This is a genomic window from Nitrospira sp. KM1 (assembly GCF_011405515.1).
GTDB lineage: Bacteria > Nitrospirota > Nitrospiria > Nitrospirales > Nitrospiraceae > Nitrospira_C.
In genome coordinates, this window is record NZ_AP022671.1 from 3,154,858 (window position 1) to 3,174,827 (window position 19,970).

Here is a 19,970-nt window from a genome sequence, read left to right on the forward strand (position 1 = left end):
AGGCCGGCCGCTACGTGACGGCTTCATTCGTTCGTCGAGAGCAGTTGCGGGACGCGTCCTTGCTGAAATAGCATAACCGGAAGGGACTATCCGGCCGGTGTCGGAGCCGGATGAGATGCCCGGCGGCGCGTCCGACGATCAATGCTTACATAGAAGATGGAGAACAGTTATGTCGATGGATCTTGCCAAAAAGTTGTACGCCAGAATGCCAGAGGTGTTTGCCAAAGCCAGGAAGAAGTTTGGCCGCGGGTTGACGTTGGCGGAAAAAATTCTCGTGTCGCACGCCGACAACTTCGATGCCCAGACGTGGCAGCGTGGGAAGGCCATGCTGTCGTTGCGGCCGGATCGTGTGGCCATGCAGGATGCCACCGCTCAGATGGCGATGTTGCAGTTTATGCAGGCCAACAAGAAAAAGGTCGCGGTTCCCAGCACGATTCATTGCGACCATCTCATCAGGGCCGAGATGGGCTCGCAAAAAGATCTCCTGCGCGCGATGGACGAAAACAAAGAAGTCTATAACTTTCTTGCGTCAGCGGCCAAAAAGTACGGCATCGGATTTTGGAAGCCGGGCGCGGGCATCATTCACCAGGTGGTCCTGGAGAACTATGCTTTTCCAGGCGGATTGATTATCGGGACGGACTCCCATACGCCCAATGGCGGTGGACTGGGCATGCTGGCCATTGGAGTCGGCGGTGCGGACGCCGGTGAGGTGATGGCAGGATTGCCATGGGAGGTCCTCGATCCTAAATTGATCGGCGTGCGGCTCACCGGCAAGTTGAACGGTTGGGCGTCTCCCAAAGATGTCATTCTGTATCTCTGCGGGCTGCTCACGGTAAAAGGCGGCACGAATAAGATCGTCGAGTATTTCGGTCCCGGAGCAGAAACCATCAGCGCGACGGGCAAGGGCACCATCTGCAATATGGGAGCGGAGCTGGGCGCGACCACGTCGGTCTTTCCGTTCGATCAGAAAATGGTCGCCTACATGAAGATCACCGACCGCGGCGATCTGGCCAATTTCGCGCTGTCTCATAAAGACCTGCTGGTCGCAGATCCGGAGGTCCATCAGGCTCCTGAAAAATATTATGACCAGATCGTCGAGGTCGATCTTTCAACGCTCGAACCGCATGTGGTGGGCCCCCACACGCCAGATTTGGCCCGTCCGATTTCCAAGCTGGCATCGGAAGCGAAGGAAAAGGGATATCCGGTTGAACTGAAGGCGGCGCTGATCGGCAGCTGTACAAACAGCTCCTATGAAGACATCAGCCGTTCCGCACACATCGCGCGGCAGGGTCTCAATGCCGGTATCAAGGCCAAGTCATCCTTTTTGATCTCGCCGGGCTCCGAACGCATTTATCACACGATGAAGCGTGATGGGTTTTTGGATACCTTCGAACAGTTGGGCGGTACCGTGTTGTCGAATTCCTGCGGGCCCTGCATCGGTCAATGGAAGCGCGCCGACGGTGTCAAAGGTAAGGCCGACTCGATCGTGAGTTCCTTCAATCGAAATTTTCCGGGACGCAACGACGGCATCAGTGAAACCCTATCGTTTCTCGCCAGTCCGGAAGTCGTGACGGCCTATGCGTTGTCCGGCGACCTCGGCTTCGACCCAGTGAATCACACACTCAAGGGTGCCGACGGTAAAGAGTTCAAGTTGGAACCGCCGGTCGGTGAGGAACTGCCGGCAAAGGGATTTGCCAAAGGTGAAGAGGGTTTCATCGCCCCGGCAGACAGCGGCGATGCGTTGACGGTGGATATTCCCGCCACAAGTGAACGATTGCAATTGCTTCAGCCGTTCCCCCGTTGGGACGGCAAAGATTTCGAGAAGTTGCCGCTCCTGATCAAGACCAAGGGCAAAACGACCACGGATCATATTTCACCCGCCGGACCATGGCTCAAGTTCCGTGGCCATCTCGATAAGATCAGCGACAATATGTTTCTCGGCGCGAACAACGCGTTTGCGTCAGAGCCCGGCAAGGGGACCAATGTACTGACCGGGGAGTCCGACCTCACGATCGCGCAGATCGCCCGAGCCTATAAAGCCAAAAGCATCGCGTCGTTCGTTGTCGGCGACGAAAATTATGGCGAAGGAAGCAGCCGTGAGCATGCGGCGATGTCGCCGCGGTTTCTGAACGTGCGCGCGGTCATCACCAAGAGCTTTGCGCGCATTCATGAGACGAATTTGAAGAAACAGGGGATCTTGGCGTTGACCTTCTCTGATCCGAAGGACTACGAGAAGATTGAGCAGAACGACCGCATCAGTGTGACGGGGCTACAGAGTTTGGCCCCCGGCAAGCCGGTGCAGGTGACAATCCACAAGACGGATGGCCAAACGCTCATCATCCAGGCGAACCATAGCATGACGGAGCAACAAATCGCATGGTTCAGGGCGGGTTCAGCGTTGAACGCGCTCAATTAATCAACGGACGGTGAGAGAGGATGCTATGACGACGAAAGCTGACAAGATCATTTATACGAAGACAGACGAAGCGCCCATGCTGGCGACCTATTCGTTTCTCCCCATCATCAATGCGTTCTCAAAGGCGGCTGGAGTGAGCGTCGAATTGCGGGACATCTCCCTGGCCGGCCGTGTCATTGCGGTATTCCCGGAATATTTGACGTCGCAACAGAAGCAACACGATGCCTTAGCCGAGCTTGGCGAAATGGCAAAGACACCGGAAGCCAATATCATCAAGCTGCCAAACATCAGCGCCTCGATCCCGCAGTTGGTGGCGACGATCAAGGAATTGCAACAACAAGGCTACAAATTACCGGATTACCCGGAGAACCCGAAGGATGACAAGGAGAAGGACATCAAGGCCCGTTACGACAAAGTCAAAGGCAGCGCGGTCAATCCCGTGCTCCGCGAAGGCAACTCCGATCGCCGCGCTCCCTTGTCCGTGAAGGCGTATGCTCGCAAACATCCGCACAAGATGGGTGCCTGGACCTCGGACTCCAAGACCCATGTCTCCCACATGAAGAGCGGCGATTTCCGCTCGAACGAAAAATCCATCACCGTCCCGGCCGCAACTACGGCGAAGATCGAGTTTGTAGGGGCCGACGGCAAGACCACCGTGTTGAAGGACAAGATTGCGCTTCAGGCCGGTGAAGTCCTTGATGCCACGTTTATGAGCGTGAAGGCCCTGCGCACATTCCTCGAGGAGCAGATCGAGGAGGCGAAAAAACAGGGCGTGTTGTTCTCCCTTCACATGAAGGCCACCATGATGAAGATCTCCGACCCGAAGATCTTCGGACATGCCGTGACCGTGTTCTACAAGGATGTGTTCCAGAAGCACGGCGAAACGCTCAAAAAGCTCGGCGTCGATCCGGACAACGGCATCGGCGATTTATACGCCAAGATCAAGGCTTTGCCGGACGAACAGCGAAAGGCCATCGAAGCAGATATTCAAGAGGTCTACAAGAAGAGACCTCCCATGGCGATGGTGAACAGCGACAAGGGGATTACCAATCTCCACGTGCCGAGCGATATCATCATCGACGCCTCCATGCCTCCCGTGATCCGTGATTCAGGCAAAATGTGGAATCCGGAAGGCAAGCTGCAGGATGTCAAGTGCGTGATTCCTGACGCCAGCTACGCGCCGGTGTATCACGAGGTGGTCGAATTTTGTAAAAAGCACGGCGCGTTCGACCCAAAGACGATGGGCAGTGTGCCCAACGTTGGATTAATGGCGCAAGCGGCCGAAGAGTACGGTTCGCACGACAAGACGTTCAAGGCGCCCGGCAATGGGACGATGCGCGTGGTCGATGCCTCCGGCAAGACGTTGCTTGAGCATAAAGTCGAAGAGGGTGATATTTGGCGCGCCTGTCAAGTAAAGGATGCTCCGATTCAGGATTGGGTGAAACTGGCGGTGACCCGTGCGAAGGCGAGCGGCACTCCGGCCGTGTTCTGGTTGAATAAGGATCGCGCGCATGATGCGGAGCTGATCAAAAAGGTCAATGCCTATCTGCCGAAGCATGATACGGCGGGTCTCGATATCCGGATCCTGTCGCCGGCTGAGGCGTGTCGGTTCTCGTTGGAACGGATGAAGGAAGGTAAGGACACGATTTCCTGTACCGGTAACGTTCTCCGCGACTATCTCACGGACCTCTTCCCGATTCTCGAAATCGGGACCAGTGCCAAGATGCTCTCGATCGTTCCGTTGCTGAATGGCGGCGGCTTGTTCGAGACTGGCGCGGGAGGATCGGCGCCGAAGCACGTGCAGCAGTTCCAGGAGGAGGGGTATCTCCGTTGGGATTCGCTCGGCGAGTTTCTGGCCTTGGCCGCCTCGTTGGAACACCTGGCAAAGGTAGGGAACAATCAGGTTGCAAAGATTCTGGCGGACACGCTGGATCAGGCCAATGCGAAATTTTTGGAGAGCAACAAGTCACCTGCCAGAAAAGTCGGTGAAATCGACAACCGCGGCAGCCACTTTTACCTTGCGCTTTATTGGGCGCAGGCCTTGGCCGCGCAGACGGCAGACAAAAAGATCGCAGAAAGATTTACGAAGATCGCGAAGGATCTGAGCGACAACGAGAAAAAGATCGACGGCGAATTGCTCGCGGCGCAGGGCAAGCCCCAAGATGTCGGAGGCTACTACCATCCGGACGATACGAAGGCGTCCAAAGCGATGCGTCCGAGCGCGACGTTGAACGCGATCATCGATGCGATCGCGTAAGCTAGCGCGATGAACGGCAAGGCGAGATGTCTGTCTCGCCTTGCCGATTTGCCCATTTGAGGGATATGGCTCAAGAAAACGCGAATGTGATCGACCAACCCGAAGTGCTCACACCTCGGATGGTAACGATCGAAATTTCCGGTAAGACGTACGAGGTGCCAGAGGGCATCACCGTCATCAAGGCGTTGTGGTATACGGGACAGGAAGTCGTCAGGGGCGCGGGCTGTCTCGGCGGGTTTTGCGGCGCGTGCGCGACATACTACCGCACCAAGGACGATCCAAAGGTGAAGACGTGTCTAGCCTGCCAGACGGCGGTCCAGGACGGTATGTCCTTTACGATGATGCCGCCGTTTCCAGCGCGCAAGGCCACGTACGACATTCAGAAACTGCAGGATCCCAAGCAGGATCTGTTCAATCTATATCCGGAAGCGCCGCTGTGCCGGAATTGCAACGCCTGTACGGAAGCCTGTCCGCAAAAGATCGATGTTCGAGAAGGCGTGTGGAAAGCCGTGTTCGGAGATTTTAAAGGCGTGTCCGAGATGTTCATGGATTGTGTCATGTGCGGAATGTGCACCCCCGTGTGTATTGCGGATATCGCCCCAAACCTTGTGGCCCTCTATGTCAGTCGCGCTCAAGGCGCCCACTTTACGGAGAAACCAAAGGGGCTGGAGACACGAATCCATGAGATTGAGAACGGACGTTTCAATGAAGAGTGGAACCACATTCTGAAGATGAACGAGAAGGAGTTGGTCGATCACTGTGCGACGGTAAAATGAGGGGCTGGCATTGCGTGCATTCAAGCCGAAGTGCGCAGCGCTTGGCCAGGATCCGGCCATATCCTGAGATGCACCTCCTCTCCCGCACATCCTAATCATCATGGATATTCACGCACTGCAACAGATTGTTCACAAGACCAGAGATGCCAGGCGTAAACAGACCCTTCCCAAGTTCTCTCCTGCCGATCGTGACCAGCTGATCAAGAAATATCATCCGGATTCACGCGAAAGCGCCTACCGACCCATTCGCTTCGGACCCAATGCCGGTGAGAAGACGGTCGTCGAACTCGCGACGCTTCTCGAAGGCGACAGCCTCATCGGAGAAGACGTCGATCTGACGCCCCACTATACAACCGACGTGCTTGTCATAGGGGGAGGTGGGGCCGGTTGTGCCGCCGCGTTGCATGCTCATGGCGCCGGGGCCAAAGTGATTCTCGCCACGAAGCTGCGGTTGGGTGATTCCAATAGCGTGATGGCGCAGGGTGGTATGCAGATCTCGGTGGCCCCAGAGGACTCACCGGTCACGCATTTTCTCGATACCCTCAAGGGCGGCCACATGAAGAACGACCATCAGCTGCTCAAGGTCATGGTGGAAGAAGGCCCCGCTATTGCCAAGTGGTTGATCGGGCTGGGGGTGCTCTTCGACCGGCAGGCGGACGGAAACCTTCATGTCAAGAAGGGGGGCGGGAGCTCAAAGCCCCGGTTGTTGACCTGCTCCGACTATACCGGCCTCGAGATTATGCGTGTGCTGAAAGATGAGGTCATCAATCAAAAAATTCAATTGCTGGAGTTCTGTGCCGCCGTCGAACTGTTAAGCGATGAGGGCGGCAAGTGCTCCGGCGCCATTTTCAAAGATTTGGATAATCACCGGTATGTTGTGGTGGCCGCCAAGACGGTCATTCTGGCCACCGGAGGCATTGGCCGGCTCCACATTCAAGGATTTCCCACCAGCAATCACTATGGGGCGACAGGAGACGGGCTCTGTCTTTCCTATCGAATGGGAGCGGCATTGGCTCACGTCGACACCTTCCAATACCATCCCTCCGGGGCCGTCTATCCAGAGCAGTTGATCGGAGCATTGGTCACAGAGGGAATCCGGTCCGAAGGCGGACATCTCGTGAATGCCAAGGGTGAACGGTTTGTGAATGAGCTGGATACGCGGGATGTGGTCTCGTCATCGATCATCCGCGAGTGTGAGGAGGGCCGAGGGATCCGTACGATGTCCGGTCGCGTGGGTGTGTGGCTCGATACACCATTGCTCGATGCGGAACACGGGCCGGGTACGGTAGAGAAACATTTCCCGGCCATGATGTTGCAGTTTGAACGGTTCGGTATCGACATCAGCAAGGACCCTGTGCTGATTTATCCGACCCTGCACTATCAAAACGGAGGGGTCAAGATCGACACGAATTCGGAGACCAACGTCGGCAATTTATTTGTAGCGGGAGAAGCGTCCGGCGGGTTGCATGGACGCAACCGACTGATGGGGAATTCGCTTCTCGATCTGATGGTGTTTGGCAAGCGTTCCGGCTTGATCGCGGCGTCGCGAGCCGCATCGATGCCACAGGGTCGATTGACGGTAAAACACCTGGAGCGGTTCCGCGCAAATGCGAAAAAACACGGCAGCCTGAGCGGTGTCATCTCCCCGATGATCTTGCCGGCCTATACGAGGAAAGCCGGATAGGAACACACGGCCGAGTGCATGGGCAGGGAAGCATTGAATCGGCTCGGAACAGCCGTGACCGGCCCCGCGAAGCGAAGGAAGTGGAGAAGGAGCGTTATGAACGTTCATGAATTTCAGGCGAAGGCATTGTTCGCTCAATTCGGTGTGCCGGTGCCGCGTGGAAGAGAGATTACAAATCCAGAGACTGCCACGGCCTGGGCGAATGAGCTCAATACTCCCGTGTTCGTCGTCAAAGCGCAGATCCATGCAGGCGGGCGAGGCAAGGCCGGAGGAGTCAAGATCACCAAGGACAAGACGGCAGTGGCGGGTCTGGCCAAGGAACTCATCGGAAAAACCCTGGTAACGCACCAGACAGGCCCTAAAGGACGCAAAGTTCACCGTCTCTTGATGGAAGAGGGAGCGAATATCGCCAAGGAACTCTATCTTTCGATTCTCGTGGACCGCGATACGGGGTGCCCCACCTTTATCGCGAGCACGGAAGGTGGAATGGAAATCGAAGAAGTCGCAGAAAAGTCCCCTGAAAAGATCATCAAGGAAGCCATCGATCCGTCTGTCGGTTTTCAAGGACACAATGGCCGCAATGTGGCGTTTGCCTTGGGGCTCCAGCAGATTGAGCCCGCAGTCATCAACCCATTCGTGCAGCTGCTTGGGAACCTCTATCGTCTGTTCATGGAAAAGAACGCGGCGCTCGTTGAAATCAATCCGCTGATCATCACGAAGGAGAAAACGCTTGTCGCCCTCGACGGCAAGGTTTCCTTTGACGATAACGGCCTCTTCAAGCATGAGGACGTCCAGAAAATGCGGGACTTGAACGAAGAAGAGCCGCTGGAGATTGAAGCGACAGCGAACAACCTGAATTACGTAAAACTGGACGGCAATATCGGCTGCATGGTGAATGGGGCCGGGCTGGCGATGGCCACCATGGATGTCATCAAGCTCGCCGGCAGCGAACCGGCAAATTTTCTGGATGTGGGTGGCGGTGCGACGAAGGAGACGGTCGCGGCCGGATTTCGCATTCTCCTCAAGGATCCCAACGTCAAGGGCATCTTCATCAATATTTTCGGAGGGATCGTCCGCTGTGAGCGCATTGCCCATGGCGTCATCGAAGCGGCCAAGGAAGTCAAAATCTCCGTCCCGTTGGTCGTCCGTTTGCAGGGGACCAATGCAGAAGAAGGACGCAACCTCCTGGCGGAATCAGGCCTCAAATTGGAGGTCGCCAACGATTTGTGGGAAGCGGCGCAGAAAATCGTGAAGCTGACCGGAAAGGCGGCGTAAGACCACCATGCCATGGAGAATGTTTGTGATCGGGGTCGTCCTCATGACCGTATCCGGTTGCATCATGGTTCGGGATGGGCAGGTGAAACCGCCGGCTCAGTGGCCCCCTCAAGTCACTCAACAAGCTAAGAAATCCATTTCGCTCCTTGTGTTCCAAGCCGGCCAGACCGCTCCCCCCGGCCAGGCCGTGAATCCCGAAAATGCCGAGAACGCCCGAAACTTGGCGGTAAAAGCCTACACGGAATCCGGCCTGTTTTCATCGGTCACGGCCGGGGGCCAGCCGGCTGATATTCAAGCCGACATCACGATCGGCGAACGAGGCAGCGAAGGCGTGTCGTGGTCGGGAGCGCTTTCGGCGTTGACCTTCACCATGATTCCTGGATACGTGTCTCAGGACGTCGTATCGACCACGACCTTCAAGGATTCTCAGCAGCGGATATTTGGAATGGTCGAAAAACGGGAAGTGTTGGGATTTTGGATTCAGTTTTTTCTCCTGTTTGGGATGCCGTTCGTCGATGGTCCGGCTTCGATCATCAACGAGACGGAATATGACATGCATCGCGCCACCATTGAGGAAGCACGCGGCAAAGGCTGGTTTTAGCGGTCGTCGTCGTTGAAGAGGAATAGCTATGTCCATATTGGTCAATAAGAATACACGGGTGGTGGTCCAGGGCATCACGGGCAAAGAAGGGTCCTTTCATGCCACACAATGTAAAGCCTATGGTACCAAGGTCGTCGCCGGCGTCACGCCGGGAAAGGCCGGCCAGGAGGTCGAGGGCATTCCCGTCTTCAATACCGTCGCGGATGCAGTCAAGAAAACCGAATGCGACACGTCTCTGATTTTCGTGCCACCGCCCTTTTGCGCCGATGCCATTTTGGAAGCCGCCGATGCGGGAATCAAACTCGTGATCTGCATTACCGAAGGCATTCCCGTGAATGATATGGTCAAGGTGAAACGCGGATTGCGTGGACGCGATGTGCGGTTGATCGGTCCGAATTGTCCGGGGGTCATTACCGTCGATGAAGCGAAGATCGGTATCATGCCGGGCTTCATTCACAAGAAGGGTATTGTCGGCGTGGTCTCCCGAAGTGGAACGCTCACCTATGAAGCCGTCCATCAGTTGTCGACGTTGGGCCTCGGTGAAACCACCTGTGTCGGAATAGGTGGCGATCCGGTGAACGGGACAGGATTCGTCGATGTCCTGCCGTTATTCGAGAAAGATCCCGACACCCATGCTGTTGTCATGATCGGCGAAATCGGGGGCGATGCAGAAGAAAAGGCGGCCGAGTTCATCAAGAAGCACGTCAAAAAACCCGTCGTGAGTTTTATCGCAGGGATTACTGCCCCGCCGGGTCGTCGCATGGGCCACGCAGGAGCGATCATCTCGGGCGGTAAGGGCACGGCCAGCGAGAAAATGAAGGCTCTGGAAGCCGCGGGTGTCAAAGTGGTGAAGAATCCGGCCGAAATCGGTATGGCAGTAAAAGCTGCGCTAGGTCGGTGATACAACCACGGGAACGATGGGCATGGAGCGGCCGGTTGATTCTATTGACCGGGAGAAGGCGAGCAATGAAACGTCTAATCGTGCTCCTTGTGCTGATTGTCTGCGGGCAAACGCAGCTCACCGACGCAGCCGGCCGAAACACAACGGTTACCTGGCACGGCCACGCGGCGTTTGAAATCATCACGCCCAACGGGACGACACTCCTTATCGATCCTTGGTTGAACAACCCGCTCAATCCTCTGGTGAAGGACAAACAGGATCCGGTCGAACGTCTCGCAAGAGCGGATTACATACTGGTCACGCACGGTCACTTCGACCACGTGGGGGATACTGTCGCGATTGCCAAGAGGACCGGCGCGCGCTTGGTCGCCAATTTTGAGTTGGGGACGAACTTAGCCAAGTTGCAGGGATTCCCCAAAGATCAGATGGGCTTCGATACATTGATGAATCCCGGCGGAGAGATTTCCCTCGCAAACGGTGAAGTGATTGTGGCCATGACTCCTGCCGTGCATTCGAGCGGCATGGGCAACCCCATGGCAAACGAACAAAGCCCGGAGCTCGTCTATGGAGGCAATCCTGGCGGTTTTGTCATCAAGGTCAAAGGCGGCCCGACGATTTATCATTCCGGCGATACGGCATATTTCAAAGACATGGAAGTGATCGGCGAACAATATGAGCCGGATCTCGCGTTGCTCAACATCGGCGGCCATTTCGGAATGGAGCCTCGCATGGCCGCTCGTGCTGCTGCCAGCGTAAGGGCGAAGGTCTCAGTGGGCCATCATTACGGCACGTTTCCTGTCCTCACGCAGGATACAACTCAATTTTCTGATGCCTTGAAAAAGCGAAAGCTGGGGTTTCGTCAAATGACGCCCGGCTCCTCCATCGTCTTCAACGGCACCAAGCTGAAGCCTGCCCAACCCTAGCCACGATTTTTATTTTGCACACGATTCTCATGGTATTTCGCGTGTAAGTCGCGTATCCTCATAGAATTCGTCTACTGCAGACTGTGCCGCCGATCATCGCTAGCCGGTCCCCTAAATGATTGAAGCCGAAGCAAGGAGCTGATTGCGAGTCTTTCTCGTTCACGTCCGGGACCCCCAGTTTTACGCGCTTCCGGCGAAAACTCGCGCGAAAAACGGCAACATACGGGTCATGGGATTCCCGCCTATCGGGATCATGTCCCTTTCCGCTGTTCTCAAGGAGGCCGGACATGAATGTGTCATGTTCGACCAGGCCAATCCGGATACTCCCAACGCGGTCATTCTCGAACAAATTCACCACCAGCAGCCTTCATTGGTAGGCCTCAGCTTTCTCAGCACGACCAGCTATCCGTATGCGAAAATTCTCGCCCGCCAGATTCGCGCCGCCAATTCAAAGGTCAAGCTGGCCTTCGGCGGTGTATTCGCCAGCCTGAACGCACCTTTGGTCAAACTCCAATGCCCTGAAGTCGATTTTATCTGTCGCGGCGACGGAGAACAGCTGATTCTGGATCTCCTCGCCAACCTCGAAGAGCCGGAAGGCGTATGCGGTCTGACATGGATGAGCGATGGGAGAGTTGTCCAGAATCCGGGACGGCCGATAGAGCGACACCTTGACCAATGGCCGTTCCCCGACCGGGAGAGTCTCAAGCTCGATTTTGTCGAATCCATGCCGTTGGATGTTCCGGCCGTGCTCTCCATGGACCGCTTCACCACCATGCAGACCTCGCGAGGATGCCCCTGGCCGTGCGTCTTCTGCGACATTCCAATTTTTAACGAAGGCAAGTGGCGCGCGCGCAGCGCACAGCATGTCGTGGACGAGTTGAAATACCTCGAATCACTTGGATATGGATCGGTCTATTTCGTCGACGATCATTTTCTCCTTCAGCCCAAGCGGATCGAGGCGATCTGCCAAGGGGTGACGAATCAGGGGTTACACATTCAGTGGGGAATCGAGGGACGCGTGGATTCGGTGGCACAACATCTCTTTCCTGCCATGGCCAAAGCCCATTGCCGAACGGTGATGTTCGGCATCGAGAGCGGAAGCCAAGCGATTCTCGACCGGTTGAAAAAGGAGCAAACCCTTCAGGAAGTCGAAACGGCGGTGACAAACGCCAAGAATGCCGGCATTGAAATCGTGCACGGATTCTTTACGGTGGGAAATCCTGATGAGACGGTCGAAGACATGAAGGCGACGTTTGATTTTGCCGCCAAGCTTCCACTCGATACGTTCGGCTTCAATCGCCTCTGCGTGTATCGAGGAACCCCGCTCTGGCAGGAATACATCAAAAGAGGACTGGTGAGCGAAGCGAGCGATTGGTACAAGTACTTCAAGTGCTCGGAGATTGATCCTACATGTCTGCCGGGTGAAACGATCAATCATGTTCGGCAAGAGGGTCTCAAGAGGCTGTTTATTTATAAGCTCACGCGCTATCCTTTGCAGACCTTTAGATTGCTCCGGCGGTTTCTCAGATTTATGCCGGTTCGCGATGTAGTCTATCTCATCATGAAGCCGTTTCTTGGACAGAAAAAGGGAGCCACCAAAGCCGAAATTCTTTCTCGCGCTGTTGAGCACGCCGATATGAAGGACGCTGCCGCTCAACTCACGCACTTGACCGATGAGATGCTACACAACGTTCTCGAAGCGTCTCGTGTCGAGCGCCAGCGGATCCAACTCGAGGCGGAGAGTTCAAGAGAACTTCCGATGGTGCCGGCCAGGTAACCTCTGATTATTCCGTTGGAGTGATGAGACGCAGAAGTGTATCTGCCCACACCCAGGGCGATCCCTGGTCCTCATGCTTACAGTACACAAAGCAGTCCATGCCCTGCCTATTCGCTTCTTTAATTCGCTCCGCCCAATGGCCGAGGGCCGTGTGGTCATATTCGGTCTTCCGCAACCGGATGTACCAGAAGTCCGCCGTTTGACGCAGCTCAGCCGGACGGTCGTCGGTATCGGCCGCCACCCAAGAAACATTTGATTGTTTCAGTAGTGTTTCGACTCCCGGTTCGTACCAGGAATCATGGCGGAACTCGACCGCCCATCGGTGTGATCGGGGAAGCTGGTGAAGAAACCGCTCGAGACGGTCGTCATCTCTAGTCAGATTGGGAGGCAACTGGATGAGCCACGGACCGAGCCGATGCGCAACAGCCATTGGTGCCAATTGAGTGACCATGACATCGAGAAACGAATAGCAGTCCGGCTTGAGTCTGTACCGATGTGTGATTTGACGGTGAACCTTGGGTGCGAAGACGAAATGGTCAGGGGTCGCCGCCATCCAGTTCGAAACCGCTTTGTCGCCGGGCAGACGATACCAGAGCCCGTCCAATTCAACAGTATCGTATCTCGTCGCATAGTACTTGAGAAAGTCGGCATGCTTGAGATCCGGCGGATAGAAACGGTCAGGCCCCTGCCACGGTTTGTACGAGTATCCGGACAGCCCGATATGGAATCGTGCGTTCATGCCTCCGATTATAACGAAGCCCAAGCTCCTATCTGAAACTATTTCAAGGGACGATCTAGACTGATATGCCCCAAAATCGCTGAGCCAGCAGCCCGATACTGTAGCTCACGCCCACCGCAACGGTGAGAATGACGAGATTCAACAGTATGCGGCGTGTGACATTCATGCCGGAGAGGAACGATAAAAGTGTCGAGACGACGACGACCATGATACCGGCGGTGGCCACTGACAAAACGGCATTTGTTGCGCCGAAGAGCACGGGCAGGACCGGAACGGTGGCACCAATGATATAGGCGGTTCCCACTACGGCCCCTGACACGACCGGCGATTCTTCCATTATCGCCTGTTCAGGCTCTTCTCCGAGGAAAATCTTTTTGGCCAGGTCCGTTGATTTCACTTCCTTTTCGGAGTTCAACGCGAGGAACGCTCCGGCAGCCATCGAGAAGGCGCCGGCCACTGCGGTGGTGCAGGCGGCGATAAGCACGGTCGTGGGATTCCCGAATGCACCAAAAAATCCGCTCACAGCGCCCAGAATTTCCACTACCCCATCGTTCAGGCCCAGGAAGATGTTGCGAATCTGCTCGGCGCTGATCTTCCGTTCCGTGAGAGTCGTGACCATCACATCTTCATGCTTGAATTCATCCGTAAGGATCCCACGGAGCGCCTCGCCCAGTGGTTCCTTCTTGTAGGCTTGCCACAGCGTCAGATATTTGCGGACTCCATGCACTTCGATTGCCTCGAGAATGAGATGAATGGCTCCCGTTCCGAACAGACGGCAGACGAATATGAGCAGGCGGAGCTTTAGCCGCCTTCCGATATCGAGCCGATCCGTGTGCAGGCCGAAAAAGTCTTGCCAGAATCTCAGATGCTCCTCTTCGACTGCGACGAGCTTGTCGAGCGTGTCTTGCACATCACAGTCGCCGGTCATAGCCTTCAGTTGACGATAGAGGGAGAGGTCGAACAGTTCGTCCAGAACCAACGTTCTGGCTAAGTGAAGGTCATGAGAAGATGTGGAAATCATGAGTGACGGATAGAAAAGGATTATAGCGAAATGTGTCCGAGGCGTCGATAACCGGTATGCCGGCATAGTGCTGGCTAGATGGACCGACTAGGAACGGGCATCTTCATTCCCGCGATTTTCTTGACGGAATTCGCACCTTGCGATAGAAAAATACAAGCTCAATCGAGAGGGCCATTCGCGCATGAAGCCATCCCCAAGAAAATCCCGCACGTTGGTCAGAATCCCCGTCGAGTTCGAGAGTATTGCGGACGACACCGAGTTGAAGGGGAAGGGATACACGCTTGATCTCAATATGAACGGCTGCCGGGTTGAATCCCATACCATCGTCCCACGTGGCAGTTATTTACGGCTGCGGCTGACGATTCCGAAGGTGCCGGCGCCAGTGCTGATTGGGATGGCCCGGGTACGGTGGGTTCAAGCCCATTCCTTTGGCGTTGAATTCATCCAGCGGTCCGCAGACGACATTCCTGTGATCAACCGAGTGACGGCCGAAAGCACGGAACAAAAAGAGTCCGTGGGCCGCGCGATCCAACAACGGGCAGGCACTGCCAACTGCACGGTCCTTGTCGTTGAAGATGATGAGGATGTGCGGCACCTCTGCGCACGCACACTCGAGGAGATTGGGTGCAAGGTCATCAAGGCGGCCGGTAGCACAGAGGCACTGCAGGCGTCTGCCGCCTACATGGGACCGATCCACCTCCTTCTGATCGATCTCATTCTGCGTCCGCCAGTTCTTCAGTTGCAGTCAGGCGGAGAACGATATCCACGGGTACATGGACATGAACTGGTGAACCATATCCTGCGAATCAGAAAGAAATGTCACGTGGTGTTCATGTCCGGTCACGACGACAGTGCTCTGAAAACCCTCGGCATAGATGTGGGAGAGGCACTCTGTTTGCAAAAGCCTTTCAGCCGGGAGGATCTGCTCGTTGCCATCAACCAGGCCATGGCCGCTTCACCTTGCGAATACCGGGAATCCCGCCCGGACAAGCCCAAAAAGGCGGCCAATTCCCGCTAGATCGTCTCACTGATCGGTTCTGGACGAAACACACACCAATCCACCCATCGATGACGCCACAGTCCGCAGCATGTGACCCCGTCGTCAGCCCATCAGGAAATACGCACCGAACCCGATAGCAGCCAGGACAGCGATACTCAGCATCGCTTTTTCGTGGCCGCACATTCCTGCTTGAGCCTTGCAGGCGGAGAGTGAACACATGACCGACATACAACCTCCAGGGCAACTAGGACATCATAGCGCACCCCTGAAATCAAGCAGGTAAACCATGACCGACGGCAGCAAAACGAGCACGGTCATCGCCGTGTCAAGGCTTGTCTGGTCTCATCAAGGTGTTTTTGCAGATGGCGAGAGGTCCGATAGGATAAGCGTTAGTTTTTCTGACAAGTTAGGCAAGTAAGATACGCAGAGGTCGAACTGGCAAAGCATAGCCTCCTGCCCGCTGATGGACAGGAGGCATTTAGTGGTCTTACCGACAATTAGGCGGGGGGCTGTTTCCGAAAACCTGTTTGAGATTCGTCCAGCGTTCGAATTCTTGGGTTGAGAGGTCACGCGCTCCCAAGCTGCCGGATTTGGTAGACAATTTCACCCATTCCTCGTACATGGCACATTCTTCGGCGGAAGCTGCCGGTAGAGCAGATCGAGGAACTCTGACGGCATTGTCTCGTTCGGCGGCGGCCGGTGCCGATGATTTGGAGCTAAATTCCGAAGCCTCCGGAATGGTGCTGAAACCCTCCTTGTCGGATTCTTGAACAGCATGACAGCCCGCGCGAGGCTGGTCCGTATACACTTCACCGGGGCACACGTACATTGCAGCAGCGAGAACAATGGTTTCCAGCATGGAAGGCCCTCCTATAAACACCGGTAGCACAACAGTAACATGGAAGACCCGAACCAGAAAGAAAATCCACGTGTTTCTCAGCTTGCCATCGTCCGATCGCCTCTCGCCTCAGTCCATGGTCAGCACGACGCGAAACCTCGCCTTTCCGCTCAACATGCGGTCATAGGCCGATGCCACCTGTTCGAGGGAAAAAGTTTCAACCATTGGTCGTATTCCGGTGAGAGCGCAAAATTTCAGGGTGTCTTCAGAATCGCGCCCCGTCCCGGACGGCCATCCTTGGATCGATCGCCGTGCCCCGATGAGCTGAATCGGAGTCACAGTAATCGGGTCGGCTGAGGCGCCGACGACTAGAAGCTTCCCGCCGACAGTCAGCCCATCAACAAGCGCGGACATAGACTTACTGTCAGGGGCGGTAGACAGGATGACTGTGGCACCTCCCATTTTCGCCAACTCACCGGCTGCGTTGGCCGAACCCGCGTCAAGGTATTTCGCTGCTCCCAATCGAAGTGCGAGAGCCTCCTTATCCTTTCCTCTTCCGATGGCCACGGTATGGAATCCCATCTTGGCGGCGAACTGAATTCCAAGATGTCCCAGGCCTCCTAACCCCTGAACGACGACCAAGTCTCCCGCGCGCGCGCCGCTGTGCCGAAGACTATTAAAGGTTGTGACACCCGCACACAAGAGGGGAGCGGCTTCCACCGGGGAAAGATCATCGGGAATCGCTGCGAGGGTTTCGCTTTTTGCAATCATATATTGGGCGTAGCCGCCATCATGGCTGAACCCGGTGACCTTGAACTCATGACAACCCATGAAGTCTCCTCGACGGCAGGGCATACAGCGGCTGCAATGGCCGCCATGCCAGCCCACACCCACTCTCTGCCCCGTCTTCCAGTTTGGAACATCCTCACCGGCAGTATCGATCACTCCCGCGACTTCATGCCCTGTGATCCGAGGGTATTGGAGCGCCGGCCAATGTCCCTCCTTGACAAACACATCGCTATGACAGACACCGCAAGCCTGCACTTTGATGCGAACCATACCGGGACCAGGATCGGGAATCGCCCGTTTCACAATTTCAAATGCACCGCCGGGATTATTGATCTGGGCCGCAGTCATTTGAGCCATGGTTGCCTCCCAAAGGATGTGGTCGTGAGGGTATAGAAAGAGCCTAGTTCATCCGATTCGATCAGGGCAAGATCCAAGGCGGACTCAGATAACAGGGTGCATCGCTATATGGCTCCATCAGGATATTTCCCGCAACACAGTTCGCTTCATGATAAAACATGGACGTCGCCTTTCAAAGTAAGGGATCGAGGAGGTGCGAAGAAAAATATGAGTGGTCAGCCGTACAGGATGCGAATCATTGTGGCGGTCTGTCTTCTCGTGATGTGCTCATGCTCCAGTGATCCTGTGCCAACTGGAACATTCGTCCACGAGAAGTTTGTCGATCTCACACATCCGTTCGAACCGGAAACAATCGTCTGGCCTACCGAGCAAAACTTCAGGCTGATCACGCAGTTCCAAGGAGACACGCCGGCAGGCTATTACTATTCTTCGAATCGCATCGAGATGCCCGAGCATGGCGGCACTCACATCGACGCGCCGATCCACTTTGCCAAGGGCGGCCGCACCCTCGACCGAATACCTCTAGATAAATTGATTGGTGCAGGGGTTCGGATTGATGTGTCGTCATCATGCAGCCGCGAGCGGGACTATCGGGTGATGGTGCGGGACCTCCAGCAATGGGAGTCGCTAAACGGAACTATCCCGTCTCATGCTATCGTGCTGCTCGACACGGGGTTCGCCCGTCTTTGGCCCAATAGGCGAGATTATCTGGGAACGGAGCTGAGAGGACCGGCAGGTGTGCGGGAACTTCACTTTCCCGGATTGCATCCTGAGGCGGCTGCGTGGCTGATACGCGAACGGCATGTGAAGGCCGTCGGCATCGACACCGCTTCTATCGATTACGGACAGTCTATTGGATTCGAGTCACATGTGACATTGTTGTCCAACGACATTGCTGTATTCGAGAATGTAGCCGATCTCTCATTACTTCCAGCTCGCGGGTTTAATGTGGTGGCGTTGCCGATGAAGATTGCGGAGGGATCCGGCGGACCTTTACGCATCATTGCGGTGATGTCGGAAGCGAAATAGTGCGCAGGCTTTTCTGTTCCGGTGGACTCGAGCGTTCTTTTCAGGCGAAGGACAGAAAACTCAGCGTCAATTGCATAATCCCGTTTACGTTCCACGACAGCACTAGCTGGCAGCCAATCTCCAACCTTTTGGTCTGAGCGGCTTCTGCAACCCTGATGAAGCAATGGAGTTGAAAGTGGACATGGATTCGATGAGAGACTGCGGTCGCCGAGGCGACCGCAGTGAAGAAGGTGATAGGCGGTTCGATTAGCCGGAGGGGGTGTTCCGGCACTCGTACAGAGCAGTACTCAAACCGTCACTATGTCCCCATCTCCCAACTCGCCAAGTACTTTTCCTGTTCTTTCGTCAGTTTGTCGATCGCGACTCCCATGCCGGCCAACTTGAGCCGCGCGATTTCCTTATCGATCGCCGGGGGAACGGGATAGACCTTCTTTTCGAGCATCTTATAGTTCTTCACGATATATTCGGCGCCGAGCGCTTGGTTGGCAAAGCTCATGTCCATCACGCTGGACGGATGACCCTCGGCCGTGGCGAGATTCACCAACCGGCCTTCGCCAAGCAAGCTGACCCGATTGCCGTTCTTCAAAGTGAATTGTTCAACGCCCGTGCGGATGATCTTCCGTTTGCGGCTCATCTTCTCGAGCGCTGGTATGTCCAGTTCGACGTTGAAGTGGCCGCTATTGCACACGATCGCTCCATCCTTCATCTCGGCAAAATGCTCACCGCGGATGACTTTCAAATTTCCCGTCACCGTCACGAAGAAATCACCGATCGGAGCAGCCTGCTCCATAGGCATCACACGGAATCCGTCCATGACGGCTTCCAGTCCTTTCAATGAATCGACTTCTGTCACGATCACATCGGCACCCATGCCCTTGGCTCGCATCGCGATGCCGCGGCCGCACCAACCGTAACCGGCGACGACGACGACTGATCCGCAGACAAGCCGGTTTGTCGCACGCACGATGCCGTCCATCGTGGACTGCCCGGTCCCATAGCGGTTGTCGAACATATGCTTGGTATCGGCATCGTTGACCGAAATGACCGGAAACTTGAGGACTTTCTTCTCCGCCATGCTTCGAAGGCGAATGACCCCCGTGGTGGTCTCCTCGGTGCCTCCGATCACGTTCTTCAACAGGTCCTTCCGTTTGGAATGCAGATGAGAAACGACGTCTGCCCCGTCGTCCATCGACACGTGTGGGCGGTGGGCGATGGCCGATTCGATATGGCGGTAATAAGTCGCATTGTCTTCGCCCTTGATCGCAAAGGTCGGGATGCCTTCATGCTGAACCAACGCAGCGGCGACGTCATCCTGAGTACTGAGAGGATTGGACGCACAAAGGCGCACGTCCGCCCCACCTGCCTTCAGGGTAATGGCCAGATTGGCAGTCTCGGTGGTGACGTGTAGACAGGCAGTCACCCGTACTCCCTTGAGCGGCTGCTGTCGTTTAAATCGCGTTCGGATGAGCCGCAACACGGGCATCGTGGCTTCTGCCCATTCGATTTTCAGTCTGCCCTGATCGGCCAGCTTAATGTCTCTCACGTCGTAATCCACAGAGTCCTCCTCTTTGTGATCTTTGTGTAGGA

Annotated in this window: 16 protein-coding genes; 11 read left to right on the forward strand and 5 right to left on the reverse strand. The window is 55.6% G+C overall.

Annotation, left to right across the window (positions count from 1 at the left end; all coding sequences use genetic code 11):
• Positions 1-169: 169 nt before the first annotated feature.
• The 9 genes from W02_RS14875 to W02_RS14915 all read left to right on the forward strand — a co-directional run bounded on the left by W02_RS14875 (position 170) and on the right by W02_RS14915 (position 12,610).
• Entirely contained in the window at positions 170-2,416 is a 2,247-nt protein-coding gene (locus W02_RS14875; RefSeq protein WP_173049051.1) for an aconitate hydratase, read from the forward strand.
• 25 nt (positions 2,417-2,441) lie between these two features.
• Positions 2,442-4,673, forward strand: coding sequence for an NADP-dependent isocitrate dehydrogenase (locus W02_RS14880; RefSeq protein ID WP_173049053.1), 2,232 nt, complete (start codon positions 2,442-2,444; stop codon positions 4,671-4,673).
• A gap of 65 nt (positions 4,674-4,738) precedes the next feature.
• Positions 4,739-5,449 (forward strand): 2Fe-2S iron-sulfur cluster-binding protein, encoded by a 711-nt coding sequence (locus W02_RS14885; RefSeq protein ID WP_173049055.1) that lies wholly within the window; start codon positions 4,739-4,741, stop codon positions 5,447-5,449.
• 100 nt (positions 5,450-5,549) lie between these two features.
• Entirely contained in the window at positions 5,550-7,133 is a 1,584-nt protein-coding gene (locus tag W02_RS14890; protein WP_173049057.1) for an FAD-binding protein, read from the forward strand.
• A 96-nt stretch (positions 7,134-7,229) separates the two neighbouring features.
• Positions 7,230-8,408 (forward strand): ADP-forming succinate--CoA ligase subunit beta, encoded by a 1,179-nt coding sequence (sucC, locus tag W02_RS14895; protein WP_173049059.1) that lies wholly within the window; start codon positions 7,230-7,232, stop codon positions 8,406-8,408.
• A 25-nt stretch (positions 8,409-8,433) separates the two neighbouring features.
• Positions 8,434-9,009 carry a hypothetical protein gene (locus W02_RS14900; RefSeq protein ID WP_173049061.1) on the forward strand — a complete coding sequence of 192 codons (576 nt, stop codon included), beginning with the start codon at positions 8,434-8,436 and terminating at the stop codon, positions 9,007-9,009.
• Between the two features lie 28 nt (positions 9,010-9,037).
• Positions 9,038-9,910: a succinate--CoA ligase subunit alpha gene (gene sucD, locus W02_RS14905; protein WP_173049063.1), complete on the forward strand. Its 873-nt coding sequence runs from the start codon at positions 9,038-9,040 to the stop codon at positions 9,908-9,910.
• A gap of 65 nt (positions 9,911-9,975) precedes the next feature.
• On the forward strand, positions 9,976-10,833 hold the full coding sequence (locus tag W02_RS14910) for a metal-dependent hydrolase (protein ID WP_173049065.1): 858 nt from the start codon (positions 9,976-9,978) through the stop codon (positions 10,831-10,833).
• A gap of 142 nt (positions 10,834-10,975) precedes the next feature.
• Positions 10,976-12,610 carry a B12-binding domain-containing radical SAM protein gene (locus W02_RS14915; protein ID WP_173049067.1) on the forward strand — a complete coding sequence of 545 codons (1,635 nt, stop codon included), beginning with the start codon at positions 10,976-10,978 and terminating at the stop codon, positions 12,608-12,610.
• Between the two features lie 7 nt (positions 12,611-12,617).
• Here the strand turns inward: W02_RS14915 and W02_RS14920 are convergent, their stop codons facing one another.
• The gene (locus W02_RS14920) at positions 12,618-13,349 is read right to left on the reverse strand and encodes a DUF72 domain-containing protein (protein ID WP_173049069.1); all 732 of its coding nucleotides are present in this window, start codon (positions 13,347-13,349) and stop codon (positions 12,618-12,620) included.
• Positions 13,350-13,404: 55 nt separating this feature from the next.
• Entirely contained in the window at positions 13,405-14,370 is a 966-nt protein-coding gene (locus W02_RS14925; protein ID WP_173049071.1) for a VIT1/CCC1 transporter family protein, read from the reverse strand.
• A 181-nt stretch (positions 14,371-14,551) separates the two neighbouring features.
• Between W02_RS14925 and W02_RS14930 the strand changes: the two genes are divergently transcribed.
• A complete protein-coding gene (locus W02_RS14930) occupies positions 14,552-15,388 on the forward strand; it encodes a PilZ domain-containing protein (RefSeq protein WP_173049074.1) in 837 nt (278 codons plus the stop codon).
• 469 nt (positions 15,389-15,857) lie between these two features.
• Here the strand turns inward: W02_RS14930 and W02_RS14935 are convergent, their stop codons facing one another.
• Complete coding sequence (locus W02_RS14935) at positions 15,858-16,229, reverse strand: hypothetical protein (protein ID WP_173049076.1); 372 nt, start codon at positions 16,227-16,229, stop codon at positions 15,858-15,860.
• A gap of 108 nt (positions 16,230-16,337) precedes the next feature.
• Positions 16,338-17,354: an alcohol dehydrogenase gene (locus tag W02_RS14940; protein ID WP_173049078.1), complete on the reverse strand. Its 1,017-nt coding sequence runs from the start codon at positions 17,352-17,354 to the stop codon at positions 16,338-16,340.
• 207 nt (positions 17,355-17,561) lie between these two features.
• On the opposite strand from W02_RS14940, the gene W02_RS14945 reads away from it, so the two are divergent.
• On the forward strand, positions 17,562-18,383 hold the full coding sequence (locus W02_RS14945; protein WP_197742028.1) for a cyclase family protein: 822 nt from the start codon (positions 17,562-17,564) through the stop codon (positions 18,381-18,383).
• 298 nt (positions 18,384-18,681) lie between these two features.
• On the opposite strand, the gene ahcY is transcribed toward W02_RS14945, so the two are convergent.
• Positions 18,682-19,938 carry an adenosylhomocysteinase gene (ahcY, locus tag W02_RS14950; protein ID WP_173049080.1) on the reverse strand — a complete coding sequence of 419 codons (1,257 nt, stop codon included), beginning with the start codon at positions 19,936-19,938 and terminating at the stop codon, positions 18,682-18,684.
• Positions 19,939-19,970: the final 32 nt, after the last annotated feature.

Bases quoted from the DNA above. Each gene is read 5' to 3' on its own strand.
- sucC (WP_173049059.1), top strand. From the start codon at position 7,230: ATGAACGTTCATGAATTTCAGGCGAAGGCATTGTTCGCTCAATTCGGT.
- W02_RS14940 (WP_173049078.1), bottom strand. From the start codon at position 17,354: ATGGCTCAAATGACTGCGGCCCAGATCAATAATCCCGGCGGTGCATTT.
- W02_RS14920 (WP_173049069.1), bottom strand. From the start codon at position 13,349: ATGAACGCACGATTCCATATCGGGCTGTCCGGATACTCGTACAAACCG.
- W02_RS14925 (WP_173049071.1), bottom strand. From the start codon at position 14,370: ATGATTTCCACATCTTCTCATGACCTTCACTTAGCCAGAACGTTGGTT.
- W02_RS14885 (WP_173049055.1), top strand. From the start codon at position 4,739: ATGGCTCAAGAAAACGCGAATGTGATCGACCAACCCGAAGTGCTCACA.
- W02_RS14930 (WP_173049074.1), top strand. From the start codon at position 14,552: ATGAAGCCATCCCCAAGAAAATCCCGCACGTTGGTCAGAATCCCCGTC.
- W02_RS14880 (WP_173049053.1), top strand. From the start codon at position 2,442: ATGACGACGAAAGCTGACAAGATCATTTATACGAAGACAGACGAAGCG.
- W02_RS14890 (WP_173049057.1), top strand. From the start codon at position 5,550: ATGGATATTCACGCACTGCAACAGATTGTTCACAAGACCAGAGATGCC.
- sucD (WP_173049063.1), top strand. From the start codon at position 9,038: ATGTCCATATTGGTCAATAAGAATACACGGGTGGTGGTCCAGGGCATC.
- W02_RS14875 (WP_173049051.1), top strand. From the start codon at position 170: ATGTCGATGGATCTTGCCAAAAAGTTGTACGCCAGAATGCCAGAGGTG.
- W02_RS14935 (WP_173049076.1), bottom strand. From the start codon at position 16,229: ATGCTGGAAACCATTGTTCTCGCTGCTGCAATGTACGTGTGCCCCGGT.
- W02_RS14910 (WP_173049065.1), top strand. From the start codon at position 9,976: ATGAAACGTCTAATCGTGCTCCTTGTGCTGATTGTCTGCGGGCAAACG.
- W02_RS14945 (WP_197742028.1), top strand. From the start codon at position 17,562: ATGAGTGGTCAGCCGTACAGGATGCGAATCATTGTGGCGGTCTGTCTT.